A 25,713-nucleotide genomic window follows, 5' to 3' on the forward strand; every position below is an offset into this window, starting at 1 on the left:
TTATCCGCCGGCGACCGCGGGCAGGATGGTGACCGAATCACCATCGGACAGCGTCGTATCCATACCACCGGAGAACCGCACGTCCTCGTCGTTGACGTAGATATTGACGAAACGGTGCAGCTTGCCGTTATCGACCAACCGGTCCGAGATGCCGGAGTAGTTGGCCTCCAGGTCGCTGATCACGGCCGACAAGGTGTCGCCGGACGCGCTGACGCGTTTCTGCCCGCCGGTGTGCGGTCGCAGGATGGTCGGGATCGAGACTGTTACAGAAATGGGCTCGGCCATGTCGCTCCTTAGTTGTACTGCTCGACGATGTCGACGGGTTCCTCGGTGACGACGCCGTCGATGATGCGATAGCTGCGCAGTTCATGCTCGTCGGGGTCGCGGGTGGACACCAATACGTAGTGGGCGTCGGGTTCGGAGGCCAACGACGTGTCGGTGCGGCTCGGATAGGCCTCGGTCGCGGTGTGCGAGTGGTAGATGACGACGGGCACTTCGTCGGCATCGTCCATCCCGCGCCACACCTTGAGCTGCTCGCCCGAATCGAATCGGTAGAACGTCGGCGAACGCTCGGCGTTGGCCATCGCGATGAAGCGCTCGGGCCGATCGGAGCCTTCCGGCCCGGCGATCACTCCACACGCCTCGTCAGGATGGTCGGCGCGGGCATGCGCCACCATGGCCTCGACGAGATCCCGGCGGATCACCAGCACTTGATCACTCCCATTCCTTCACAGCGAACGCTCCCGGCAACATGCCACGGTAGGTCGGTATTCCGGCCACCGGCTCGGCAGCCAGCAGCCCGACCATTACCGCGCGGGCCAGCACGTCGGCCGCGGCAGCCCCGACCTTGGTCACCAACGCCGTTTCCGGTGACATCGCCACCGGGGTCTTTTCGTCCGGTTCGACGGTCACCGCACCCGTCGCCAGCGCAAACACCGTATCGCCATCGATCGGGGTGTGACACGGCTGGATGGTCCGGGCCAATCCGTCGTGGGCGGCGACCGCCACCCGGCGGCACCCGGCGGGGCTCAGCGCCGCATCGGTGGCGACCACCGCGATCGTGGTGTTCAACGCGCTCAGCTCGGTGTGATGGTCGGCGTAGGCCGCGAGTTGGTCGGCGGGCGGGGCGGTGAGCCCGAACTCTTCGATAAGCCCCGCCATCCACGGCAGACCGGTGGCCGGGTCGACCACGTCACCGGCGGCGTTGAGCACGACCAGGGCACCGACCGTCACGCCGCAGTCCAGCGTCACCGAGGCGGTGCCCACACCGCCCTTGAGCACTCCGGCGCGGGCGCCGACCCCGCCGCCGACGGTGCCCAGGGCGAACTCGGTGGAGGCAGCCGCGGCCGCCGCATATCCGAAGTCGGCGGTCGGCCGGTTCGCCCAGCCGCCCACCGGCAGATCGAAGATCACCGCGGCGGGCACGATCGGCACCACGCCGCCGTCCATCGCCACCCCGCGGCCCTGCTCCTCCAGCCAGGTCATCACGCCGTCTGCGGCGGCCAGCCCGTAGGCGCTGCCGCCGGTCAGCACCACGGCGTCGACATGGCGCACGGTGTTGATCGGGTCCAGGAGGTCGGTCTCGCGGGTGCCCGGGGCGCCCCCGCGCCCGTCGACGGCACCGACGGTGCCCGGCGGGGCCAGCACCACGGTCGACCCCGAGGCCCAACCCGAGCCCAGCGACACATCCGGATCGATGCGGTGATGGTGGCCGACCAGAATGCCGCCGACGTCGGTGATCGAGCCCATCTGGTCCTATCTCCCCATCAGGCCGAGGACGAGGTACTCCTGCAGCACGGTCAGCCACTGATAGACGTCGAGGTGCCCGGCCATCGGATGCTCGGCGGGCAGCTGGTCGGGGCCCTGCGCACCGATGTCGAGCATGGTTCCCAACGCCAGCCGGATGTCGTTGACCGCCGCGGCCCACGACTCGGCGTCGTCCTGCGTCAGCTCGAGTTTGCCGCCGCCGTCCGGGATGGTGTCCAACAAACGTTGGGCCGCTTCGCGTTTGGCGTCGATGATGGTCGGTTCATGTAGTCCGCGCAGCGCACTGTTGAGACTCTCGGCGGTGCCCGAACCCGCGGGATGCTCGGTCTGCGGTCGATAGAAATCCGGGAGCAGACGCTTCATCGTGGCGTCCTCGGGCGGCTGCGGATTGCCGGTCTTCATGCCGGTGATCATCTCGAGTTCGTCTGTGGGCCCAGACGATCCACGCTCGTCGAGCATGCCCAGCATCGAGGTGCCAAGGCTTGACAGCAGCGCGGCCTCGTGGGCCTCCAACGCCGAGCGGAAGCGCAGACCGTCGGCGGTCTCGACCCTTTTCCATTTACGCACAGTCGATCAGCGGTCCTGTTGCATCGTGGCCCACAGCCCTGCGGCGTGCAGTTTGGACACATCGGTTTCCATCGACTCGCGACTGCCTGCCGACACCACGGCCTTGCCTTCGTTGTGTACCTGCAACATCAGCTTGGTCGCGTGCGGCTCGCTGTATCCGAACAATTTCTGGAACACGTAGGTGACGTAGGTCATCAGGTTGACCGGATCGTCCCAGACGATGGTCACCCATGGGCTTTCGGTGGCTGTCTCTTCCCGGGGCGCCGCCTCGACGCTGCGCTCCTCGCGGGTCCCCGGACGGGCCTTCGCCGGTGTAACCATGGGCCCACAATACCGGCCGGGGAGCCGCGCTATTGAAGCAGCTGCGAACAGCTACGGTTGCTGGTGTGACCGTCGCGTTGCTCACCGACAAGTACGAGCTGACGATGCTCGCCGCCGCGCTGCGCGACGGCACGGCGTACCGCCGCACCACGTTCGAGGTCTTTGCCCGCCGCCTCCCCGAAGGGCGCCGGTACGGCGTGGTCGCCGGCACCGGACGGTTTGTGGAAGCGTTGGCACAGTTCAGCTTCTCGCCGGAGGAATTGACCGGGCTCTCCGAGTTCCTCGACCCCGCGACTCTGGATTATCTGGCCAACTACCGGTTCAGCGGTGACGTCGACGGCTACGCCGAGGGCGAGCTCTATTTTCCGGGTTCACCGGTGCTTTCGGTGCACGGAACCTTCGCCGAGTGTGTGGTCCTCGAGACGCTGGTGCTCTCAATCCTCAACCACGACACGGCGATCGCTTCGGCGGCTGCCCGGATGACCAGCGCCGCCCAGGGCCGCCCGATGATCGAGATGGGCTCACGACGTACCCACGAGTTGGCGGCCGTGGCCGCAGCGCGGGCGGCCTACCTGGCCGGGTTCACCGGATCTTCCAATCTGGCCGCCCAGCAGCGCTACGGCGTCCCCGCGCTGGGCACCGCGGCGCACGCCTACACGCTGCTGCACACCACCGAGTCCGGCCCCGACGAGCAGGCCGCGTTCCGCGGCCAGGTGGCCGCGCTCGGCGTCGACACCACCCTGCTGGTGGACACCTATGACATCACCACCGGGGTGGCCAACGCGATCGCCGCGGCCGGACCGCGGCTGGGCGCCGTCCGCATCGACTCGGGCGATCTGGGGGTGCTGGCCCGTCAGGTGCGCCAGCAGCTCGACGGCCTCGGGGCCACCGGAACCCAGATCGTGGTCTCCGGTGACCTCGACGAGTTCGCGATCGCTGCCCTGCGCGCCGAGCCCGTCGACAGCTATGGCGTCGGCACCTCGGTTGTCACCGGATCGGGCGCACCGACCGCCGGGATGGTCTACAAGCTGGTCGAGGTCGACGGGATCCCGGTGGCCAAGCGCAGCAGCCGCAAGGAATCCCACGGTGGCCGCAAACAGGCGCTCCGGCTGGCCAAGGCCTCGGGCACGGTCGTCGAGGAAGTGGTCTACCCGCACGGCCAGGCTCCCTCGGAGCCCACGGGGCTCACCGCGCGCCGGCTGACGGTGCCACTGGTCACCGACGGCGTCCCCGCCGAAGGGCACCACCCGTCCGCCGACCTGCCCACCGCGCGCCAACGGGTGGCCGCGGGTCTGCACAGCCTGCCGTGGGATGGCCTCAAACTTTCTCGTGGCGAGCCGGCCATTCCCACCCGGGTCATGGCGTCGGCCCAGACATGACGACCAAATCGAAGCCATCCCGCGAGGTGGCCAATGTGGTGACCAATCTCCTCAAGATCGCCGTCAAAGGGCTCGGCGGTGCCAGTCGCCCCGGTCAGGTCCAGATGGCCGAGGCCGTCGCGAACGCCTTCGAGTCCGGGGAACACCTGGCCGTGCAGGCCGGCACCGGCACCGGCAAATCGCTGGCCTATCTGGTGCCGTCGATCGCCCGCGCGCTGCAGACCGAGCAACCGGTGGTCGTCTCGACGGCCACCATCGCCCTACAACGCCAACTGGTCGACCGGGACCTGCCGCGGTTGGTGAAATCACTGGCCGAAGCGCTGCCCCGCAAGCCCACCTTCGCGCTGCTGAAGGGCCGCGGAAATTATCTGTGCCTGAACAAGATTCACAACGGATCAGCCGAGGAGCCGGCGGACCGGCCTCAGGACGAGCTGTTCTCCCCCATGGCGGTCAGCGCCATGGGCCGCGATGTGCAACGGCTGACGGAATGGTCTTCGGACACCGAGACCGGCGATCGCGACGAGGTGACCCCCGGCGTGCCCGACCGATCGTGGTCGCAGGTCAGTGTCTCTGCACGCGAGTGCATCGGGGTGTCGCGCTGCCAGTTCGGTACCGACTGCTTCGCCGAGCGCGCCAGGGAGAAGGCCGGGGCCGCCGACGTCATCGTCACCAACCACGCACTGCTGGCCATCGACGCACTCTCCGATTTCTCGGTGCTGCCCGAGTACGAGCAACTGGTGGTCGACGAGGCTCACGAACTGGCCGACCGGGTGACCGGGGTGGCCACCGCCGAATTGTCGGCGACCTCAATGGCGGTGGCACACCGCAGGATGTCCCGTTTGGTGGATGACGAACTGGCAGAACGGTTCGAGGCCGCGACTGCGACGCTGTCCTCGATGCTGCACGAGCTCGACGCCGGCCGCATCGATGTGCTCGACGAGGAACTGGGCACCTACCTGACCGCACTGCGCGACGCCGCCAACGCGGCACGCACTGCCATCGACACCACGCCCAGCGATCCGCAGGCCGCCTCGGCCCGCACCGAGGCCGTCACCGCACTGAGCGACGTCAGTGACACCGCCACCCGGATCCTCACGTCGTTCGTCCCGCCCATACCCGACCGCGTCGATGTGGTGTGGGTGGAACAGTCGGACGGGCCGAACGCCGGAAACACCGGAGCTCCCCGGCCCGGACGCAGCCTGCTGCGGGTGGCACCGATGTCGGTATCGGGACTGTTGCGCACCAGGCTGTTCGCCAACACCACCGCGGTGTTGACCTCGGCAACGCTGACCCTCGGTGGCAACTTCGACGCGATGGCGCGCAACTGGGGTCTCGGCGGTTTCTCCGACGACAATGAGCCGGCCAAACCAGGCTGGCGCGGCCTCGATGTCGGATCACCTTTCGACCACGCCAAATCCGCAATCCTCTATGTTGCCAAGCATTTACCGCCTCCGGGGCGCGACGGCACCGACAGCAGGACACTCGATGAGATCGAGGGGCTGATCACCGCGGCCGGTGGTCGCACCCTTGGCCTGTTCTCATCGATGCGCGCAGCCAAGGCCGCCGCCGAGGTCATGCGCGGACGGCTGTCCACGCCGGTCCTGTGCCAGGGCGAGGACACCACTTCGGCTCTGGTGCAGAAGTTCTCAGACGATCCGGAGACGTCGCTGTTCGGCACCCTTTCGCTGTGGCAGGGGGTGGACGTGCCCGGGCCGTCGCTCTCGTTGGTGCTGATCGACCGGATTCCGTTCCCCCGTCCCGACGATCCGTTGTTGACCGCCCGGCAGCGGGCGATCAGCGCACACGGTGGCAACGGCTTCATGGCGATCGCCGCCAACCACGCCGCGCTGCTCCTCGCCCAGGGCACCGGCCGGCTGCTGCGCCACACCGATGACCGCGGCGTCATCGCGGTGCTCGACTCCCGGTTGGCGACCGCCCGCTACGGCGGGTACCTGCGCTCGTCACTGCCGCCGTTCTGGTCCACCACCGACCCCGAACGGGTACGTCAGTCGCTGAAGCGGCTGCGCGGCGCGAGCTGATATCGCACCCTGCGCTCGCTCGGTTAACTAGTGTGTGCGGCAATTACCCGCGCGGATGGTTAAGGCCGCCAGAGTGCACCGGAAGGCGGCAACATGAGCCGACGCGCCCTGTTCGGCTTCGCTTTTGCCGTCTGCACGGTGTTGCCGCTGGCGGGCTGCTCGTCTCTGGTGGACGGCACGGCGGTGTCGGTGTTCAGCGACCCCTTCTCGGTTGCCGGCATGCCCGCCACCGACGGTTCGAGCGGTTTGCGCCCCGACGCCGAGAAGCCCTCACGCAAGGTCACCAACTCCGATGGCGGCAAGATCGACAACCTCGCCGCCAGCGCCGTCAGCGACCTCGAGGAGTACTGGTCGGATGCCTACTCCGAGGCGTTCGAAGGTGACTTCCAGCCGGTGCGCGCGCTGATCTCGTGGGACGCCGAGAGTTTCGACGGTGGGTTCTGCGGGATGGAGACCTACGGGCTCGTCAACGCCGCGTTCTGCAAACCCGATCGGACCATCGGCTGGGACCGAGGCGTGCTGATGCCCGGGCTGCGCCGGCAGAACGGCGACATGGGCGCCGTCATGGTGCTCGCCCACGAGTACGGCCATGCCATCCAGCAGCAGGCCGGACTGGTCAACCGTAAGACGCCCACCCTGGTCGCCGAACAGCAGGCCGACTGTCTGGCAGGCAGCTACATGCGATGGGTGGCCCAAGGCGACTCGCCGCGGTTCTCACTCAGTACCGCCGACGGGCTCAACAAACTGCTCGCTGCAGTGATCGCGTTCCGCGACCCGCTGCTCACCGAGGCCGAGGCCCGGGTCGGGATCGACGAGCACGGGTCGGCGTTCGAACGGATCTCGGCCTTCCAATTCGGGTTCACCGACGGGCCCGCGGCCTGCGCCGCGATCGACGGCAAGGAGATCAACCAGCGGCGCGGCGACCTTCCGGTCCTGCTACCCGAAGACCAGAGCGGCGACCTGGACATCACCGAGCACTGGGTGCGCTCGATGGTCGACGCACTCAACATCCTCTTCGAACCGGCGAGCCCCCCGCAGCTCAGCTTCCGGCCCGAGGCGGCGGCGGACTGCGCGAACGCACAGCCCAGCCCCCCGGCCTCCTACTGCCCTGACACCAACACCATCGTGGTCGACCTGGCCGAGATGCAAGCACTGGCAACACCCTCCGACGAGGTCGACGTCGGCGATCTGGCCGGTGGCGACAACACCGCGTTCTCGGTGCTGATCTCGCGCTACACCCTGGCCCTTCAGCATGCCCGGGGCCTGGTGCTCGACAACGCCGAGGCGGCGCTGCGCACCGCCTGCCTGACCGGCGTGGCCACCGCCAAGATGATCAAGCCCGTGAACCTGCCCAACGGCGACACCATCCTGCTGACCGCGGGCGACATCGACGAGGCGGTATCGGGCATCCTCACCAACGGGTTGGCGGCCAGTGACGTCAACGGAGAGTCGGTGCCCTCCGGGTTCGCCCGCATCGATGCGTTCCGGGTCGGCATCCTCGGTGACGAGCCGCGCTGCCTGAAGCGCTTCCCGTGACGGCTCAGACCACCTTCGTGGTGCCGTACCAGGCAAGGACCGCCTCGGACTCGTCGGTCGACCGGGTCAGCACCGCATAGGACCGGATGAACGACTGCCCCACGCAGCCGTCGATCTTCACCCTGAAGTTGCTGATCATCACCCATGGCTCGGTGCCCTTGAATTCCTTCTCGGTCACCGGGATGAGGTTGATGATGCCGGGTTTGAGTCCGATGGTGATGCCGCCGCCGATGTTGGAGCCGACTCCCGGCAGGATGCCCTCGGGCCAGGGCGTGACCACATCGGTGCCGAGAATGCCGACAGATGAGTTGAGTCCAACGGTGCCGGTCAGCGCGACGCCGTTGGAGGTACTCATGTCGATGCCGCAGCCGATCTGGTAGCCGGCCTCCAGCGTGCCCCGCGGCTCGTCGCCGCCGGGGCCCGCCATCAAACCGCGGTAGGTACCACCGACGACATACTCGCGGGAGGAGATTGCCGTCGTCAGAGGTGGCACCGTGGCCCGCGTCTCGTCACTGGCCGACACCGTGAGGTCCCAGCCATCCGGGGTTTTGAGGGTGGCCGGCGGGGTCGACTCGACCAGATCGGCATCGGCCGGTTCACCCGGCTTGGGCAGCACATCGGCCACCACCTCGATTTCGGGGGCGACGACGGGATCGGCCCAGGCCGGGGCAACCGACACCGTGCATCCCAGGGCCGCGGCCGTGAGCAGTCCCAACGAGCGAATCAACACAGGCGGCCTCTCGTTACAGTTCCCCGCGGGAACGTATCGCCACGTTCCCGAAGGGAACCTGCCTATGTACTTACCTGACCGTTGCTGGCGGCGGTCACTCAGGTCGGCATTTTCAGGACGAATCCAAATTCCAGCGCCACCCAACAGGCCCCGTCGGGACCGATCGCCAACCCGTGCGGTTCGCTTCCGGACGGCAAGTCGATGGTCACCACCTCACCGTCGCCACTGATCCGGGCGACCTGGTCGGCACCCCAGAGGCTGACCCAGACGCCATCGGTCGGGTCGGCGACCACCGCGTGCGGTTTGCCCGGCAGGTCGAGCTCCTGGATCGCGTCGTGGACCGGGATCCTGCCCACCTTGTCGGCGCGGATCTCGGTGAACCAGACCGCATCGTCGTGGGTGGCCGCGATGCCCACCGGACCGGCTGCGGCAGTGGGCAGTTCGCGAACCGTGAGATTTCCGTCGGCGGTCAGCCGGCCAACCTTGCCGGTCTCGTTGAGGGTGAACCACAACGCGTCATCGGGCCCCTTGGTGATCATCGACGGCATCCCGCCGACCACGGCCTGGCTGCTGATCTCCCCATCGATGCCGATCCGGCAGATCTCGCCCGACGACATCGTGGTGAACCACATGGCATCGTCTGGGCCCGCGGTGATGCCGAATGGTGAACTGCCCTCGGGCAATTCGAACGAACTCAGCTCCCCGGCCGTGGTGATCCGGCCGATGCGATCGTCACCGGAGCGAGTGAACCAGAGGGCCCCGTCCGGCCCGGCCGCGATGATCGACGGACGCGCACACTCCGCGACCGGATACGTGGTCACCTCACCGGCGGCCGAGACCCGGGCGACGGCGCCGGCATGCACCAGCGTCACCCACATCGCGCCGTCGCTTCCGGCCGCCAGCGCGTACGGTCCACCGTCGAGCTGAACTTTGAGCGCGTTACTCAAGCCAGTGCCACCAGGCCCAACTCGTTGTCCGCGGTCAGCAACCGATGGTGCGGTAACACCCGGACGGTGTACCCCACCGGTCCGGCCACCGGCAGCGGCGTGCTCGTGGAAAACACCTCGGTGCCGCCCTCTGCCGATCCGGTGTGCGTCATCGGCACGGTCACCGGATTCAGGATCACGTCGCCGGCGTCCACGCGGCCCAGCACGGCCTGCACCGTGACCTCGTCGGGCCTCAGCCCGGCCAACTGCACTGTGGCCGTCAGCGTCAGCTGTGACCCCAACAGCGGCGTATCCGGCAGGCCATAGCTGTCCACATCGGTGATCTGAATCTTCGGCCAGGCCTCCTGGGCACGGCGCCGGTAGGTGGCCAGTTCCCTGGCTGCACCGAACGGCTCACCCGAGGTGGCCTCGACGGTCTCGCGCAACGACAGCGCCGCAGGCATGTAGTACTTCTCGGTGTAGTCGCGCACCATGCGCGAGGCCAGCACCTTGGGCCCCAGCACCTGCAACGTGTGGCGCACCATCTCGACCCACCGCGTCGGGACGCCATGCTCGTCGCGCTCGTAGAACTTGGGTGTGACCGCATGCTCGAGCAGGTCGTACAGGGCGGCGGCCTCCAGATCGTCACGACGCGCCTCGTCCTCCACGCCGTCGGCGGTCGGGATCTCCCATCCGTTCTCGCCGTCGTACCACTCGTCCCACCAGCCGTCCCGGATGGACAGGTTCAGCCCGCCGTTGAGCGCGCTCTTCATGCCCGACGTGCCACACGCCTCCAGCGGCCGCAACGGATTGTTCAGCCAGACGTCACAACCCCAGTACAAAAACCGGGCCATCGACATGTCGTAATCGGGCAGGAACGCGATGCGATGGCGCACCTCCGGACGGTCGGCGAACCGCACGATCTGCTGGATCAGCGCCTTGCCCCCGTCGTCGGCCGGGTGCGACTTACCGGCCACGATCAGCTGCACCGGCCGTTTCTCGTCGAGCAGCAGCTTCTCCAGCCGCTCCGGGTCACGCAGCATCAGCGTCAACCGCTTGTAGGTCGGCACGCGCCGCGCGAACCCGACCGTCAGCACCGACGGGTCGAAAGCCGTTGCGATCCAGCCAAGTTCGGCCTCGGATGCGCCGCGTTCCAGCCAGGAACGGCGCAACCGGTCACGGACATCGGTGATGAGCGTCTCGCGCAACTGCGAACGGATCCACCACATATGGCCGGGTTCGACCTCCTGCAGGCGTTCCCACACCGCCGGTTCGGCCGCCTCGGAGCCGATCAGCTCGCGGCCCAGTGCCAACCACTGCGGCGCCGCCCAGGTCGGGGCGTGCACACCGTTGGTGATCGAGCCGATCGGGACCTCGGCCCGGTCGAACCCCGGCCACAGGTCGTTGAACATGGCGCGGCTGACCCGGCCGTGCAGCAGCGACACCCCGTTGGCCCGCTGCGCCAGCCGCAGACCCATGTGTGCCATGTTGAACTTCGACGGATCGTCCTCGGCACCGAACGCGACAACCCGGTCCAGCGGCACACCGGGCAGGAGCCGGGAGTCGGCGGGGCCACCGGGTGGGCTGCCGAAGTAGCTCCTGATCATCTCGACCGGGAACCGGTCGATCCCGGCAGGCACCGGAGTGTGGGTGGTGAACACCGTCGAGGAACGCACCACCGTCAGTGCGGTGTCGAAATCCAGTCCCGCCGCGACCAGTTCGCGGATACGCTCCACGCCAAGAAATCCGGCGTGACCCTCGTTCATGTGGAAAACCTCAGGGGCAGGCAGGTTTTCGATCTCGGTGAACGCCCGGATCGCACGAATACCGCCGATGCCGGCCAGTATCTCCTGCTTGATCCGGTGTTCCTGATCGCCGCCGTAGAGGCGGTCGGTGACCCCGCGCAGTTCGTGCTCGTTCTCCGGAACATCGGAATCGAGCAGGAGCAGCGGAATCCGGCCCACCTGCGCGATCCAGACCCGAGCCCGCAGTTCCCGGGCCTCCGGCAACGCCAACTCCACCAGTACCGGTGCCCCGGACGCGTCGGTGAGCAGACGCAACGGCAGGCCCTGCGGGTCCAGCGACGGATAGGTCTCGTGCTGCCAACCGTCGGCAGTCAACGACTGCCGAAAGTAACCCGAGCGGTAGTAGAGACCGACCGCGATCAACGGCAGCCCCAGATCCGACGCGGATTTCAGATGGTCGCCGGCCAGGATGCCCAGGCCGCCCGAATAGTTGGGCAGCACCTCGGCGACGCCGAACTCCATCGAGAAGTACGCGATGCCCTTCGGCATGGCGACGCCGTCGTCGATCTGCTGCTGGTACCACAGCGGGCGGCTCAGATAGTTGTCCAGGTCGGCGGCCAGCTCGTCGAGCCGGCCCAGGAAGGATTCGTCGCCCGCCAGTTCGTCCAGCCGTTGCGGACTGACCGCCCCCAGCAACGCCACCGGATCCCCCTTGGTCTGCTGCCACAGCTCGGAGTCGAGCATGGCAAACAGATCCTGGGTGGGTTTGTGCCACGACCAGCGCAGGTTGATCGACAGCCGTTCCAGCGCCGCCAACCGCTCGGGAAGGTGCGCGCGGACGGTGAACCTTCTGAGGGCTTTCACGCGATCCAACCTTACTGACAATTCCGGGTCGTGCAGCGGTGAGCGATATCCGTTCAGACGGTGTTATCCGTACGAGCGGCGGTCTGGTCATGCTTAACGCCCGCCAGATTGGGCAGCCCATTACGGTGGGTATCAGACACGCGACAAGGCGAGTGCACGAGAGACAGCCGCTTGATCGAGACGACGTGAGGAGTGGATGGGTGGCCGGTCGAATCGGAATCGACGATGTCGCGCCTGTGATCTTCGGCGGACAGTTCCCGGCAAAAGCCGTCGTCGGCGAGGTGGTGCCGGTGCGCGCCACCGTCTGGCGCGAGGGACATGACGCGGTCGCGGCCACCTTGGTCGTGCGGTATCTCGGTACGGACTACCCGCAGCTGGCGACCGGACCCGGCACCGCGGCCGCGCCGGTGCCCATCGACACCGTGCTGCCCACCAACCCGGGGGTGCGTCCTTCGCAACGCATCAAGCCCCAGGCCCTGCCGATGTCCACCGGAAACACCCCCGATGTCTTTCACGGCCAGTTCACGCCCGACACCGTCGGCCTGTGGACCTACCGGGTCGACGGCTGGGGCGATCCGCTGTCCACCTGGCGGCACGCGGTCGAGGCCAAGCTCGGCGCAGGTCAGAGCGAAGCCGAGTTGTCCAACGACCTTCTGGTCGGGGCGCGTCTGCTCGAGCGCGCCGCCGCGGGGGTGCCCCGCAAACTGCGTGATCCGCTGATCGAGGCCGCCGCGGCACTGCGTATCCCCGGTGACCCGTTCCGCCGTGCGGGGGCGGCACTGTCCGAAGAGGTCACCGAACTGCTCGAGCAGTACCCGTTGCGCGAGTTGGTCACCCGCGGTGAGCAATACGGTGTCTGGGTGGACCGGCCGCTGGCCAGGTTCTCGTCGTGGTACGAGATGTTCCCGCGGTCCACGGGCGGCTGGGACAAGGCCGGACATCCCGTGCACGGGACATTCGCCACCGCCGCCGAGCAGCTGCCCCGGATCGCCCGCATGGGTTTCAACATCGTGTATCTGCCGCCCATCCACCCGATCGGCAAGGTGCATCGCAAGGGACGCAACAACGCGGTCACCGCCGCACCGGACGACGTCGGGTCACCGTGGGCCATCGGCAGCGACGAGGGCGGCCACGATGCCGTGCACCCTGCACTCGGCACGATCGACGACTTCGACGACTTCGTGGCCGCCGCCCGAAAACAAGGTGTCGAGGTGGCACTCGATCTCGCATTGCAGTGCGCGCCGGATCACCCATGGGCCGCAGCGCATCCGGAGTGGTTCACGGTACTGCCCGACGGCACCATCGCGTACGCGGAGAATCCGCCCAAGAAATACCAGGACATCTACCCGCTCAACTTCGACAACGATCCCGCCGGCCTGTACCACGAGGTGCTGCGGGTGGTGCGGTTCTGGATCTCGCACGGTGTCAAGGTGTTCCGCGTCGACAACCCGCACACCAAACCGCCGAACTTCTGGGTCTGGCTGATCGCCGCGGTCAAGAACGAAGATCCGGACGTGCTGTTCCTGTCCGAGGCCTTCACCCGTCCCGCCCGGCTCTACGGGCTGGCCAAGCGCGGTTTCACCCAGTCCTACACGTACTTCACCTGGCGTACCAACAAGTGGGAGCTGACCGAGTTCGGCAACGAGATCACCGCGAACGCCGACAGCGCACGGCCCAGCCTGTGGGTCAACACGCCCGACATCCTGCACGAGTCGCTGCAACACGGCGGTCCCGGGATGTTCGCGATCCGCGCGGTGCTGGCCGCCACCATGAGCCCGTCATGGGGCATGTATTCGGGTTTCGAACTGTTCGAGCACCGAGCCGTCCGGGAGGGCAGCGAGGAATACCTGGATTCGGAGAAATACGAGCTGCGTCCCCGTGATTTCGCGGCGGCGATGGCCGAGGGCCGTTCGCTCGAACCGTTCGTGACCCGCCTCAACGAGATCCGGCGCCTGCACCCGGCCCTACGCCAGCTTCGGACCCTGACCTTCCACCACGTCGACAACGACGCACTGCTCGCCTACAGCAAGTTCGACCCGATCACCGGAGACACCGTGCTCGTGGTGGTCACGCTCAACGCGTTCGGCCCGGAAGAAGCCATGTTGTGGTTGAACATGGAGACACTGGGTATGGAATCGCATGACCGGTTCTGGGTACGCGACGAGATCACCGGCGAGGAATATCAATGGGGACAGTCGAATTACGTCCGCCTCGACCCCGCCAAGGCGGTGGCACACGTGCTGAACATGCCGCTCGTACCCTATGAGCAACGACTGGGCTTGCTACGCAGGGAATGAGAACAAGATGACGAGAAGCAACCACCTCACCGACAGACATCTGCGGCCCGACCCATCGGACATCCAGCGACTGCTGATCGGGCAACACCACGACCCGCATTCGGTGCTGGGGGCCCACGAGTACAACGGCCGGACCGTGATCCGGGCCTACCGCCCGCACGCCGCCAAGGTCGTGGCGGTGATCGGCGGCGACCGATTCCCCATGCAGCACATCGACTCCGGACTTTTTGCGGTGGCCGTTCCGTTCGCCGGCCTGGCCGACTACCGCCTGGAGATCGGCTATCCCGGCGCCGACGAATCCATCTTCACCCTCACCACCGCCGACGCCTACCGGTTCCTGCCCACCCTCGGCGAACTTGACCTTCATCTTTTCGCCGAAGGGCGCCATGAACGCCTCTGGGAGATCCTGGGCGCGCATCCGCGCAGTTTCACCACCCCTGACGGGGTCGTCGAGGGCGTGTCGTTCGCCGTGTGGGCACCGAATGCCAAGGGCGTCAGCGTGATCGGTGACTTCAATCACTGGGACGGCAACGAGGCCCAGATGCGGGCGCTGGGCTCGTCGGGGGTCTGGGAGTTGTTCTGGCCGGGGTTCCCGGTCGACGGCCTGTACAAATTCCGCGTCCACGGCGCCGGCGGGTTCACCACCGACCGCGCAGATCCGATGGCCTTCGCCACCGAGGTGCCGCCGCAAACTGCGTCGCGCGTCACCACCAGCTCGTACACCTGGACCGACGGCAAGTGGATGACCCAGCGCGCCGCACAGAATCCGGTGTTCGAGCCGATGAGCACCTACGAGGTGCACCTGATGTCGTGGCGTCCCGGGCTCAGCTACCGGCAGTTGGCCACCGAACTCACCGAATATGTTGTGGAACAGGGTTTCACCCATGTCGAACTGCTCCCCGTGGCGGAGCACCCGTTCGGCGGATCGTGGGGCTACCAGGTCACGTCCTATTACGCCCCGACCTCCCGGTTGGGAACACCTGACGATTTTCGGTTCCTGGTGGATTCACTGCACCGGGCTGGGATCGGGGTGATCGTCGACTGGGTCCCGGCCCATTTCCCCAAAGACGCCTGGGCCCTTGGCCGTTTCGACGGCACGCCGCTGTACGAGCATTCCGACCCGCGCCGCGGGGAACAGCTCGACTGGGGTACTTACGTCTTCGACTTCGGTCGCCCCGAGGTCCGCAATTTCCTCGTCGCCAATGCGCTGTACTGGCTGCAGGAGTACCACGTCGATGGCCTGCGCGTCGATGCCGTCGCCTCGATGCTCTACCTCGACTACTCCCGCCCCGAGGGGGGTTGGACGCCCAACATCTACGGCGGGCGGGAGAACTTGGAGGCGGTGCAGTTCCTGCAGGAGATGAACGCCACCGTGCACAAGGCGAACCCCGGAATCGTCACGATCGCCGAGGAGTCGACGTCCTGGCCCGGCGTCACCCGCCCGACCAACCTCGGCGGCCTTGGGTTCTCGATGAAATGGAACATGGGTTGGATGAACGACACGCTCGACTACGTCAGCCATGACCCGGTGCATCGCAGCTACCACCATCACGAGATGACGTTCTCGATGCTGTACGCGTTCAGTGAGAACTATGTGCTGCCCATCAGCCACGACGAGGTCGTGCACGGAAAGGGCACGCTGTGGACCCGGATGCCCGGCGACGACCACGCCAAGGCCGCCGGCCTGCGCAGCCTGCTGGCCTACCAGTGGGCCCATCCGGGCAAGCAACTGCTGTTCATGGGCCAGGAATTCGGACAGCGGGCCGAATGGTCCGAGGAGCGCGGGCTGGACTGGTTCCAGCTCGACGAGCAAGGCTTCTCCGGCGGCGTACAACGCCTGGTGCGCGATCTCAACGGGATCTACGCGCGCCACCCGGCGTTGTGGAGCCGCGACACCAGCCCCGAGGGCTATTCGTGGATCGACGCCAACGACTCCGCAAACAACGTGCTGAGCTTCCTTCGGTTCGGTGCCGACGGTTCCGTGCTGGCCTGCGTGGTGAACTTCGCCGGCAGCGAGCACAGCGAATACCGGCTCGGTCTACCTCATGCCGGTGACTGGCAGGAGGTGCTCAACACCGACGCGACGATCTACAACGGGTCCGGTATCGGGAACATGGGCGCGGTGCAGGCCACAGACGAGCCGTGGCACGGCCGCCCAGCCTCTGCGGTGATGGTTCTGCCGCCGCTGGCGATGCTGTGGTTCGAGCCCGCCTGACGCGCGACTCCACCGCCGAGCAGACGCAAAACTGCCCCTTTTCACGCGAAAAGGGGCAGTTTTGTGTCTGCTCGGCGAAAGTGCTCAGTAGAGCGCGTTGGCCAGATTGCGACGGCCGGCCACCACCTCGGGATCGGCGGGGTCGAACAGGTCGAACAGCTCGATGAGACGGGTCCGCACCTTGGTCCGGTCGTCGCCGGCGGTGCGCTTGATCAGTGCGATGAGCCGATCGAAGGCGGCCGACACCTCTTGAGCCAGGAGTTCGGCATCGGCCGCGGCGAAGGCGGCGTCGATGTCGTCGGGAGCAGCGTCGGCGACGGCAACGGCATCGGGGCGCTGCGCGCTGGCCCGCTGCAGGAACGCGATCTGTCGCACCGCGCCCTTGGCCTCGGCATGGTTGGGCTGGGCATCGAGAATCGCCTGATACGCGGCGGCCGCGGCGGGGAAGTCCCCTTCGTCCAGGTGGGCACGGGCCGCAGCGAGCTCGGGATCGACCTGCTCCGCCTCGTCGTCACCGTCACCGGACCCTGTCAGCTTGCCCGCGGTCGCGTCGAGGAGCGAATCGACCCAGCGACGGAGTTCGTCGGCTGGCTGAGAGCCCTGGAAGCTGGCGATCGGCTGGCCTCCGGCAAGCGCAACCACGGTGGGCACGCCCTGGATGCCGAACATCTGCGCCACCCTCGGGGTGGTGTCGACGTTGACCAGCGCCAGGGACCATTTGCCGTTGTCGGCGTCAGCCAGACCGGCCAGGGTCTCCCCCAGCGCGGCACTGGAATCGCTGCGCGGCGACCACAGCAGCACCACCACCGGCACCTGACCGGAGCGGACCAGCACCTCGGCTTCGAAGTTGGCTTCGTTGACCTCGGTGACATTCGGGCCGCCGGGCGCACTGGGGCTGCCACCGCCGGCGCCCGCCGCGGGCCGCTGCTTGAGTGCCGAGAGGTCAACAGCGCCGGCCAGCGCCGGCCCCACAGAAGGTCGTGGACGAGTCACGCCATCAAGTCTGTCACGTCGTTTCCGGAACAGTCCCGCCCGGTTGTGCCACCAGCGCGGGAGCCTCGCCCGATTCGATGCGGGCAGTCCGATCCGCCCACATGACAAAGATCACACTGCCCAGTGGCACGATGCTGGCCAGCAACGCCAGAAACCAGGTGCCCACGCCCCACTTGCAGGCAATACCAACCAACAGGGCGGCCACCACGAAGGCGACGAAGACGCCCCCGTGGATCGGCCCGAACACCTTGACACCGATCTCGGTGCGCGGACTGCCCAGGTACTTGAAATACATGCCGACCAGCAGGCCGGCCCAGCTCACCGCCTCAGCGAGGGCGATGAGCCGGAACCAGCCGGCAACCGTGCGCAGGTCGAACGAGCGTGTCATGGCCGCCATTGTGCCCGAAGTGACGGCCAGCTACTACGCAGCGTCGTTTTGAGTCGTCGGTTAACTACGGGCGACGCAGGATCAGGGCATCGCCCTGGCCACCGGCACCGCAGAGCGCGGCCACCGCGTAGCCGGACCCCTTACGCGCCAGTTCCAGCGCGGCGTGCAGGGTGATGCGCGCACCGGACATCCCGATCGGGTGGCCGATGGCGATCGCGCCGCCGTTGACATTCACCTTGGCCGGGTCGACGCCCAGCTCCTTGGTCGAGGCCAGCGACACCGCAGCAAACGCCTCGTTGATCTCGAGGACGTCCAGCTGATCGACGCTGATGCCCTCGCGCTCGACGGCCTTCTTGATCGCGTTGGCGGGCTGGCTCTGCAGCGTGGAGTCCGGGCCGGCCACCACACCGTGGGCACCGATCTCACACAGCCACTCCAGGCCCAGCTCCTGCGCCTTGGCCTTGCTCATCACGACTACCGCAGCCGCACCGTCGGAGATCTGCGACGACGAGCCGGCAGTGATGGTGCCGTCCTTGCGGAAGGCCGGACGCAGGCCGCCCAGCGATTCGGCGGTGGTGTTGGCCCGGATGCCCTCGTCCTCGGCGAACTCGATCGGGTCACCCTTGCGCTGCGGGATCGACACGGGCACCACCTCGTCGGCGTACATCCCGTCCTTCCATGCCGCGGCGGCCTTCTGGTGCGACTGAGCAGCAAACTCGTCCTGCTCGGCGCGGGTGAACTTGTCGACGTCGTTGCGCTGCTCGGTGAGTGCGCCCATGGGCTGATCGGTGAACACGTCGTGCAGACCGTCGTAGGCCAAGTGGTCGACCAGCGTCGCATCGCCGTACTTGTAGCCCTCACGGCTCTTGGGCAGCAGGTGCGGGGCCTGGCTCATCGACTCCTGCCCACCGGCGACCACGACCTCGAATTCGCCGGCGCGGATCAGCTGGTCGGCCAGCGCGATCGCATCGATGCCCGACAGGCACATCTTGTTGATGGACAGGGCCGGCACATCCCAGCCGATGCCTGCGGCTACGGCGGACTGGCGAGCGGGCATCTGACCGGCGCCGGCGGTCAGCACCTGGCCCATGATCACGTAGTCCACCAGCGAAGCGTCGACCTTCGCCTTCTCGAGGGCGCCGCGGATCGCGATCGCGCCCAGGTCACTGCCGGAAAAATCCTTCAGCGAGCCCATCAACTTGCCAACCGGAGTACGCGCTCCAGCAACAATCACCGACGTGGTCATTCTTTCCTCCAAAGCCATGGTCCAAGAGCTGTGTGGGCGATCACACATACGCAAACGTTCAGGTAAAGGTTACCGTTGCGTTATGACCGCCGAACAGGTTGATGCCCGTCCCGCACTCGCTTCTGCGCTGGTGACGGCGATCGATCACGTCGGTATCGCCGTTCCCGATCTCGATGCCGCGGCCAAGTGGTACCACGACCACCTCGGCATGATTGTCCTCCACGAGGAGATCAACGAAGACCAGGGTGTGCGTGAGGCCATGCTCTCGGTTCGCGGCGCCGCCAAGGGCAGCGCCCAGATCCAGCTGCTGGCCCCGCTGAACGAGAAGTCGACGATCGCCAAGTTCATCGATCGCAGCGGCCCCGGTCTGCAGCAGCTGGCCTACCGGACCAGCGACATCGACGCACTGAGTGAGCGCCTGCGGAGCCAGGGAGTTCGGCTGCTCTACGAAGCTCCCCGCAAGGGCACGGCGAACTCGCGCATCAACTTCATCCACCCCAAGGATGCCGGCGGCGTGCTGATCGAACTGGTCGAACCGGCCGCGGATTCAGAGCACTAGGACCACTTTCTCGTCGGGCCGCGATTGGCCCGATTCGCCCAGCAGGCGGTGTGCCAGTGCCTGCGGTCATCGACATCGCCGACATCGACCGGCAACACCACCACATGCGCGGTGGCCACACGAATCTCGTGGTCGCATCCGGGGCATCGATAGACCTTCACCGCACGTGAGGCGGTAACCACCCGCACCTCGTAGTCGTAACCGTCGGGCCCCGTCTCGACGCGACGTGACATCGGCGGTGGCGCGAACCGCCGATCCTCACGACGCCGACGGCGCATCAGAACAGCCGGTATTCGTCGCTGTCCATACCCCGCATCTGGTCGTAATCCAAAGTCACGCAGCGGATTCCGCGGTCAGTGGCCAGCGTCCGGGCCTGCGGTTTGATCTGCTGGGCAGCGAACACACCGGCCACCGGAGCTAGCACGGTATCGCGGTTGAGCAGCTCGAGATAGCGGGTCAGCTGCTCAACCCCGTCGATCTCGCCGCGGCGCTTGATCTCCACCGCCACCGAGCGGCCCAGCTCGTCGCGGCACATCAGATCCACCGGACCGATCGCGGTCGGGTACTCCCGGCGCACCAGCGTGTAGCCGGCGCCCAACAGCTCGACGTGTTCGGCCAAGAGCACCTGTAGGTGCGCTTCCACACCGTCCTTCACCAGTCCGGGATCGACTCCGAGTTCGTGGCTGGAGTCGTGCTCGACGTCTTCGACCGTGATGCGCAGCTGCTCACCGGCCTTGTTCTCGACCACCCACACCGGCACCCCGTCGCCGTCATCCTCGGTGAGCCAGCACGGCGGACTCATCCAGTTCAGCGGCTTGTAGGCGCGATCATCGGCATGGACACTGACCGAACCGTCGGACTTGAACAACAACAGCCGGCGGGCCGATGGAAGGTGAGCGGTCAGCCGCCCGACATAGTCGACGGTGCACTGGGCAATCACGAGGCGCACCCGATCCACCTTAAGGGCATGGCGAACGAACTAGGCTGACGCCACAATGAACTCCGACAAATCGCTGGCACGACGGCTGGGCCGCGTCCTTGAGGGTGTCACCCGCCAGAACAGCCGGATCCCGGACACCCCGGAATACGGATCGTGGGTATTGGGCCGGGTATCGGAGAGTCAGCGTCGGCGCAGGGTGCGCATTCAGGCCATCCTGACGGCATTCGTGATCCTCGGGAACCTGCTCGGTATCGGCATCTCGATGATCATCGTCACCCTGTTGTTCCCATCGCCGGCTGTGTTCGACCCGTCGGTCCGCTGGATCACCTTCATCGTGGCACCCGCTTACATGGGAACGGCGTTGATCGTCGGGGTGTTCTGGGCGACGACCCGGGTGATCGACAACGTGCGCTGGGCCATCGAGGAACGCCCACCGACCGTCGCGGATCAGCGGAACACCTTCCTCGCCCCGTTCCGGCTCACCCGGGTGCTGCTGATCCTGTGGGGCGTGGGCACCGCGTTGTTGACGACGCTCTACGGTCTGGTCGACACCAATTACATTCCGAAGTTCCTGCTGGGCATCAGTTTTCCCGGCATCGTGGTGTCGGTCAGCTGCCATCTCTTCACCGAGTTCGCACTGCGGCCGGTCGCCGCGCAGGCGCTGGAAGCGGGCCCGCCGCCGGTCCGGCTGGCGCAGGGCATCATGGGTCGCACCATGGTGGTATGGGCGCTGAGCTCGGGCGTTCCCATCCTGGGCATCATGCTGGCTGCGGTGTTCGCCGTGACGCTCAACAACCTGACACCGGTCCAATTCGCCTACGCCGTCATCGGTCTCGGCTCGTTTGCGCTGGTGTTCGGATTCCTGCTGATGTGGATCCTGTCCTACCTGACCGCGACCCCGATTCGGGTGGTGCGTGCCGCGCTCAATCGCGTCGAGCAGGGTGATCTGGACACCAACCTCGTGGTGTTCGACGGCACCGAACTCGGCCAGCTGCAACGGGGATTCAACTCCATGGTGCACGGGCTGCGCGAGCGCGAGCGAGTGCGCGATCTGTTCGGCCGCCATGTCGGCCGGGAAGTCGCCGCACTGGCCGAACAGGAGAAGCCTGTCCTCGGCGGCGAGGAACGCCACGCCGCAGTGATTTTCGTCGACGTCATCGGCTCGACCCAGTTGGTCACCACCAGGCCCGCGGTCGAGGTCGTCGATCTGCTCAACAGATTCTTCGCCGTCATCGTCGATGAAGTCGACAATCACCGCGGCCTGGTCAACAAGTTCGAGGGTGACGCCATCCTCGCGGTGTTCGGCGCGCCGGTCTCTCTTCCCAACGCCGAGGACGAAGCCCTTGGAGCCGCACGGGCGATCGCGCAACGGTTGCGTGCCGAGGTTCCCGAGCTGAAGGCAGGCATCGGGGTCGCGGCGGGCCAGGTGGTGGCGGGCAACGTGGGCGCCAAGGAACGCTTCGAATACACGGTGATCGGCGAGCCGGTCAACGAGGCGTCACGGTTGTGCGATTTCTCCAAGCAGGTGCCCGGGCACCTGGTGGCCTCATCGGACACCATCGCCAACGCATCTGAAACCGAAAGGGCTCGTTGGTCACTGGGCGAGTCGGTCCCCCTGCGAGGCCTCGGTGAGCCGACCCGCGTCGCCGTGCCGACCTAGCCTGCACACCTCCGCAGCGCCGCATTCACCGCCTCGTCGAGGGTGCGGAACACGATGGCGTCGTAATCGTCGTGCCGGTCGGCAGGCACCACACGACCGTCAGGGTCGACGAGATAGGCCTCCTTGCCAGCTGCGGTCAGGTTGGCCCGCATCCCGGTGAGCATGCCGCGGGCAGCGTCGTTGATGTCGTCGACGCGGGTGACGTCCAGCACGGCCACGTCGTACCGACCACGGTCATGGTCGGCGGTCCGCAGCACCTGCTCGGCTCCGGCGAACAAGAGGTCTCCCTGGACCTCGTAGACCCGGATGCCCGGGCCTGCGTCGAACACGGCCCGCAAGGTCGATGACGACTCACGAGTGACGCTGAGGAAGTGCAATCCCAGCTGCGAAGACAGGTTTCGGCACACCTGTACGCCGCGCACACTGTTACCGCGAGCATCCAGACGCGGCGAGTAGACGCCGATGCCGAGTTGGCCGGGCAGCACCGCCACGATGCCACCGCCGACGCCGCTCTTGGCGGGCATGCCCACGGCACTGACCCAATCGCCTGTCGCGTCGTACATCCCGCAGGTCACCATCACACTGAGGGTGCGGCGCACCACGTGTGCGTCGATCACCCGTCTCCCGGTCAACGGATTGAGCCCACCCCGCGCCAACGTGGCGGCCATGCGCGCCAGGTCGGTACTGGTCACCTTGACCGAACACTGCCGGAAGTACACATCCAGCACGTCATCCGGATCACCGTCCAGCACACCGAAACTGGCCAACATGTAGGCGATCGCGCGGTTGCGATTGCCCGTGGCCTTCTCCGAGTCATAGACATCCATGTCGATCTCGAGTCGTCGGCCCGCACATGCCGAGTAGAAGTCGTGGATGCGGTCGAACTGCTCATCGGGACCCGCTCCGGGGACCAGCGAAACCGCTGCAATCGCACCAGCGTTGATCATCGGGTTCTTCGGTGTCTTGGTCACATCGTCGACGCTGATCTCGTTGAACGCTTCACCGGAGGGTTCCACCCCGATCCTGGCGTCCACCGCATCCTGGCCGATCAGGTCCAGCGCCAGGGCATACGTGAACGGTTTCGAAATCGACTGGATGGTGAATTCGAGTGCAGCATCGCCGGATTCGTAGACATAGCCGTCCGAGGACGACAGGCTGAGCCCGAAACCCTCGGGGTCGACGTTGGCGAGTTCGGGGATGTAGTTTGCCAGGGCACCATCCCGCGTATCGATCTGCTCGGCACGAATCCGGTCCAGGTACTGCTGCACCAGCTCGGCCACAGGACGAAGTCTAACCGCGAGCCAAGCCCCACGACCATGTCGTTTTTCCGCTAGTGCAGCGCTGGATACCGTGCCATCGTGGAACGCATGCACGAAGATTTCGACCGCTGCTACCGGGCAGTCCAATCCAAGGACGCACGGTTCGACGGTTGGTTCGTCACCGCCGTGCTCACCACAGGTATCTACTGCCGTCCCAGCTGCCCGGTGCGCCCACCTTTCGCCCGGAACATGCGGTTCTATCCGACCGCGGCGGCCGCCCAGGCGGCCGGGTTCCGGGCCTGTAAACGGTGCCGTCCCGACGCCTCGCCCGGTTCCCCGGAATGGAACGTGCGCGGCGACATCGTCGCGCGGTGCATGCGGCTCATCGCCGACGGCATCGTGGACCGCGAAGGGGTGACGGGGCTCGCCGCCCGCGTCGGGTACACCAGTCGGCAGCTGCAACGCATCCTGCAGGCCGAGCTGGGTGCCAATCCCCTGGCCCTGGCTCGGGCCCAGCGCGCCCAGACGGCTCGGGTCCTGATCGAAACCACTGAGATCCCGTTCGCCGATGTCGCGTTCGCCGCGGGTTTCGCCAGCATCCGGCAGTTCAACGACACCGTCCGCGCGGTGTGCGATCTCACGCCCACCCAGCTTCGCCAACGGGCCCGGAGCAAATTCACCACCGCGGTGTCCGCCGCTCCCGGTGTTGTGTCACTACGGCTGCCGGTGCGGACCCCGTTCTCCTACGAAGGTTTGTTCGGCCATCTGGCGGCCAGTGCGGTGCCGGGGTTGGAGGAGGTCCGCGACGGGCAGTTCCGGCGCACCCTGCGACTGCCGCACGGTCATGGCGTGGTCGGCCTGGCACCTCAACCAGACCATGTCCGCTGCCTGTTGGTGCTCGACGATTTCCGTGACCTGTCGGCTGCCATTGCGCGGTGTCGACGGCTGTTGGACCTGGATGCCGACCCGGAGGCGGTCGTGGAAGCGCTGCAGGTGGATCCAGCGCTCGCGGCGGTGGTGGCCAAGGCGCCCGGACAACGCATTCCCCGCACAGTCGACGAAACCGAACTGGCGCTCCGGGTGGTGATCGGCCAACAGGTCTCGATCAAGGCTGCACGTACGCATGTGGGTCGCCTGGTCGCCGGTTACGGAACACCGATCTCCGGTGATACGGGCGGTTTGACCCACGTCTTTCCCGACGTCACGGATCTCGTCGGGCTGGATCCAGCGCATCTCGCGATGCCGGCCTCACGAAGACGGACGGTGGCGGCCATGGTTCAGGCCATCGCCGACGGCGATCTGGTCCTGGGCCCCGGCTGCGATTGGGACCGCGCCCGCGAGCAGTTGCTTGCGCTTCCCGGGGTGGGGCCGTGGACGACAGAGGTGATCGCGATGCGTGGCCTCGGTGATCCAGATGCCTTCCCTGCCACCGATCTCGGGGTGCGCGCTGCTGCCGAACACTTGGGCATGCCGGCGAACGGCCTCGTGGAGCACAGCACGCAGTGGCGCCCGTGGCGCGCCTATGCGACACAACACCTGTGGACCACCCTGGACCACGCGGTGAACGAATGGCCCCCGCACGATCCAGAGGAGAAGTCATGACGACACTGCAGTACCGCACGATGGACAGCCCGGTCGGTCTACTCACGCTGGCCGGCCGCGATGGCCGGCTCAGGCATCTCCGGATGGTCGATCAGACGTATGAACCGAGCCGCGAAGGGTGGGAGCGCGACGACGCAGCATTCCCCGACGCCGTCGACCAACTGACCGCCTACTTCGTCGGCGACCTCACCGAATTCGAACTGGAACTGGACATGGTGGGCACCCAGTTTCAGCGCCGGGTGTGGGAGGCCCTGCAAACCATCCCGTACGGGGAAACCTGCTCTTACGGCGAGATCGCGCGGCAGATCGGATCTCCGAGCGGATCACGCGCGGTCGGACTGGCCAATGGGCACAATCCGATCGGAATCATCGTGCCGTGCCATCGGGTGATCGGCGCCAATGGCAGCCTCACCGGATACGGCGGCGGACTCGACCGCAAGCGAGCATTGCTGGAATTGGAGAAGAGCCGCACAATGCCGGCACTTTTCAATTAACCGACACTGAGGCGCGTTTTCGATTATCGAATTGAAAACGCGCCTCTAGTAAAAAGTCCCGACATACAAAAATGCCCGAGCCCTCCAATCGAAATTGGAGGGCTCGGGACTTAATTTGTGTTCGGCGGTGTCCTACTTTTCCACCCGAGAGGGTAGTATCATCGGCGCTGGCAGGCTTAGCTTCCG

General features: G+C 66.6%; 23 protein-coding genes. 9 read left to right on the forward strand and 14 right to left on the reverse strand.

What is annotated here, in order from left to right; translation table 11 throughout:
• Genes A5779_RS22280 through clpS form a run of 5 tightly spaced genes read right to left on the reverse strand, consistent with a single transcriptional unit; the run spans position 1 to position 2,655 of the window.
• Positions 1 to 273, reverse strand: a complete 273-nt coding sequence (locus tag A5779_RS22280) for a MoaD/ThiS family protein (protein ID WP_064885734.1) — start codon at positions 271 to 273, stop codon at positions 1 to 3.
• 20 nt (positions 274 to 293) lie between these two features.
• A complete protein-coding gene (locus tag A5779_RS22285) occupies positions 294 to 710 on the reverse strand; it encodes a M67 family metallopeptidase (RefSeq protein WP_064885687.1) in 417 nt (138 codons plus the stop codon).
• Between the two features lie 4 nt (positions 711 to 714).
• Positions 715 to 1,749: a P1 family peptidase gene (locus A5779_RS22290; protein ID WP_064885689.1), complete on the reverse strand. Its 1,035-nt coding sequence runs from the start codon at positions 1,747 to 1,749 to the stop codon at positions 715 to 717.
• Between the two features lie 6 nt (positions 1,750 to 1,755).
• Positions 1,756 to 2,334, reverse strand: a complete 579-nt coding sequence (gene aosR, locus A5779_RS22295) for an oxidative stress transcriptional regulator AosR (protein ID WP_064885691.1) — start codon at positions 2,332 to 2,334, stop codon at positions 1,756 to 1,758.
• A 6-nt stretch (positions 2,335 to 2,340) separates the two neighbouring features.
• Positions 2,341 to 2,655 carry an ATP-dependent Clp protease adapter ClpS gene (clpS, locus tag A5779_RS22300; protein ID WP_055116122.1) on the reverse strand — a complete coding sequence of 105 codons (315 nt, stop codon included), beginning with the start codon at positions 2,653 to 2,655 and terminating at the stop codon, positions 2,341 to 2,343.
• A gap of 65 nt (positions 2,656 to 2,720) precedes the next feature.
• On the opposite strand from clpS, the gene A5779_RS22305 reads away from it, so the two are divergent.
• The 3 genes from A5779_RS22305 to A5779_RS22315 all read left to right on the forward strand — a co-directional run bounded on the left by A5779_RS22305 (position 2,721) and on the right by A5779_RS22315 (position 7,609).
• Positions 2,721 to 4,034, forward strand: coding sequence for a nicotinate phosphoribosyltransferase (locus A5779_RS22305; RefSeq protein ID WP_064885693.1), 1,314 nt, complete (start codon positions 2,721 to 2,723; stop codon positions 4,032 to 4,034).
• On the forward strand, positions 4,031 to 6,073 hold the full coding sequence (locus tag A5779_RS22310; protein WP_064885695.1) for an ATP-dependent DNA helicase: 2,043 nt from the start codon (positions 4,031 to 4,033) through the stop codon (positions 6,071 to 6,073). Before A5779_RS22305 ends, A5779_RS22310 begins: the two co-directional genes overlap by 4 nt.
• A 93-nt stretch (positions 6,074 to 6,166) precedes the next feature.
• The gene (locus tag A5779_RS22315; RefSeq protein ID WP_064885697.1) at positions 6,167 to 7,609 is read left to right on the forward strand and encodes a neutral zinc metallopeptidase; all 1,443 of its coding nucleotides are present in this window, start codon (positions 6,167 to 6,169) and stop codon (positions 7,607 to 7,609) included.
• A 4-nt stretch (positions 7,610 to 7,613) separates the two neighbouring features.
• Here A5779_RS22315 and A5779_RS22320 read toward each other — a convergent pair whose 3' ends face one another.
• From A5779_RS22320 to A5779_RS22330, 3 genes are all read right to left on the reverse strand, one after another.
• Positions 7,614 to 8,339 carry an MspA family porin gene (locus A5779_RS22320; protein WP_064885699.1) on the reverse strand — a complete coding sequence of 242 codons (726 nt, stop codon included), beginning with the start codon at positions 8,337 to 8,339 and terminating at the stop codon, positions 7,614 to 7,616.
• Positions 8,340 to 8,437: 98 nt separating this feature from the next.
• Entirely contained in the window at positions 8,438 to 9,286 is an 849-nt protein-coding gene (locus A5779_RS22325) for a Vgb family protein (RefSeq protein ID WP_064885702.1), read from the reverse strand.
• Positions 9,283 to 11,874, reverse strand: coding sequence for a glycosyltransferase family 1 protein (locus A5779_RS22330; protein WP_064885704.1), 2,592 nt, complete (start codon positions 11,872 to 11,874; stop codon positions 9,283 to 9,285). The genes A5779_RS22325 and A5779_RS22330 overlap by 4 nt, the downstream gene beginning before the upstream one ends.
• Before the next feature lie 200 nt (positions 11,875 to 12,074).
• On the opposite strand from A5779_RS22330, the gene A5779_RS22335 reads away from it, so the two are divergent.
• Positions 12,075 to 14,171, forward strand: coding sequence for an alpha-1,4-glucan--maltose-1-phosphate maltosyltransferase (locus A5779_RS22335; RefSeq protein ID WP_064885706.1), 2,097 nt, complete (start codon positions 12,075 to 12,077; stop codon positions 14,169 to 14,171).
• A 7-nt stretch (positions 14,172 to 14,178) separates the two neighbouring features.
• Positions 14,179 to 16,386 carry a 1,4-alpha-glucan branching protein GlgB gene (gene glgB, locus A5779_RS22340; protein ID WP_064885736.1) on the forward strand — a complete coding sequence of 736 codons (2,208 nt, stop codon included), beginning with the start codon at positions 14,179 to 14,181 and terminating at the stop codon, positions 16,384 to 16,386.
• An 84-nt stretch (positions 16,387 to 16,470) separates the two neighbouring features.
• Here glgB and A5779_RS22345 read toward each other — a convergent pair whose 3' ends face one another.
• Genes A5779_RS22345 through A5779_RS22355 form a run of 3 tightly spaced genes read right to left on the reverse strand, consistent with a single transcriptional unit; the run spans position 16,471 to position 19,013 of the window.
• Complete coding sequence (locus A5779_RS22345; RefSeq protein WP_064885708.1) at positions 16,471 to 17,379, reverse strand: tetratricopeptide repeat protein; 909 nt, start codon at positions 17,377 to 17,379, stop codon at positions 16,471 to 16,473.
• Positions 17,380 to 17,392: 13 nt separating this feature from the next.
• Complete coding sequence (locus A5779_RS22350; protein WP_110777595.1) at positions 17,393 to 17,776, reverse strand: DUF3817 domain-containing protein; 384 nt, start codon at positions 17,774 to 17,776, stop codon at positions 17,393 to 17,395.
• Between the two features lie 55 nt (positions 17,777 to 17,831).
• The gene (locus A5779_RS22355) at positions 17,832 to 19,013 is read right to left on the reverse strand and encodes an acetyl-CoA C-acetyltransferase (RefSeq protein WP_064885710.1); all 1,182 of its coding nucleotides are present in this window, start codon (positions 19,011 to 19,013) and stop codon (positions 17,832 to 17,834) included.
• Positions 19,014 to 19,095: 82 nt separating this feature from the next.
• On the opposite strand from A5779_RS22355, the gene mce reads away from it, so the two are divergent.
• The gene (gene mce / locus A5779_RS22360; protein ID WP_064885712.1) at positions 19,096 to 19,572 is read left to right on the forward strand and encodes a methylmalonyl-CoA epimerase; all 477 of its coding nucleotides are present in this window, start codon (positions 19,096 to 19,098) and stop codon (positions 19,570 to 19,572) included.
• Here the strand turns inward: mce and A5779_RS22365 are convergent.
• Together A5779_RS22365 and nucS are read right to left on the reverse strand one after the other, a co-directional pair.
• Positions 19,569 to 19,850 carry an Rv1322 family protein gene (locus A5779_RS22365; protein WP_064885714.1) on the reverse strand — a complete coding sequence of 94 codons (282 nt, stop codon included), beginning with the start codon at positions 19,848 to 19,850 and terminating at the stop codon, positions 19,569 to 19,571. The genes mce and A5779_RS22365 overlap by 4 nt on opposite strands.
• Complete coding sequence (gene nucS, locus A5779_RS22370; RefSeq protein WP_064885740.1) at positions 19,850 to 20,521, reverse strand: endonuclease NucS; 672 nt, start codon at positions 20,519 to 20,521, stop codon at positions 19,850 to 19,852. The genes A5779_RS22365 and nucS overlap by 1 nt, the downstream gene beginning before the upstream one ends.
• A gap of 46 nt (positions 20,522 to 20,567) precedes the next feature.
• Here nucS and A5779_RS22375 point away from each other — a divergent pair, with 46 nt between their 5' ends.
• Complete coding sequence (locus A5779_RS22375; protein ID WP_064885716.1) at positions 20,568 to 22,172, forward strand: adenylate/guanylate cyclase domain-containing protein; 1,605 nt, start codon at positions 20,568 to 20,570, stop codon at positions 22,170 to 22,172.
• On the opposite strand, the gene glsA is transcribed toward A5779_RS22375, so the two are convergent.
• Positions 22,169 to 23,452: a glutaminase A gene (glsA, locus tag A5779_RS22380; RefSeq protein WP_064885718.1), complete on the reverse strand. Its 1,284-nt coding sequence runs from the start codon at positions 23,450 to 23,452 to the stop codon at positions 22,169 to 22,171. The genes A5779_RS22375 and glsA overlap by 4 nt on opposite strands.
• An 87-nt stretch (positions 23,453 to 23,539) precedes the next feature.
• Here glsA and A5779_RS22385 point away from each other — a divergent pair, with 87 nt between their 5' ends.
• Positions 23,540 to 25,033 carry a DNA-3-methyladenine glycosylase 2 family protein gene (locus A5779_RS22385; protein ID WP_064885741.1) on the forward strand — a complete coding sequence of 498 codons (1,494 nt, stop codon included), beginning with the start codon at positions 23,540 to 23,542 and terminating at the stop codon, positions 25,031 to 25,033.
• Positions 25,030 to 25,527, forward strand: coding sequence for a methylated-DNA--[protein]-cysteine S-methyltransferase (locus A5779_RS22390; protein WP_064885720.1), 498 nt, complete (start codon positions 25,030 to 25,032; stop codon positions 25,525 to 25,527). Before A5779_RS22385 ends, A5779_RS22390 begins: the two co-directional genes overlap by 4 nt.
• The last annotated feature ends 186 nt before the right edge of the window (positions 25,528 to 25,713 follow it).

This window comes from Mycolicibacterium peregrinum (assembly GCF_001665625.1).
Taxonomy (GTDB): domain Bacteria; phylum Actinomycetota; class Actinomycetes; order Mycobacteriales; family Mycobacteriaceae; genus Mycobacterium; species Mycobacterium peregrinum_B.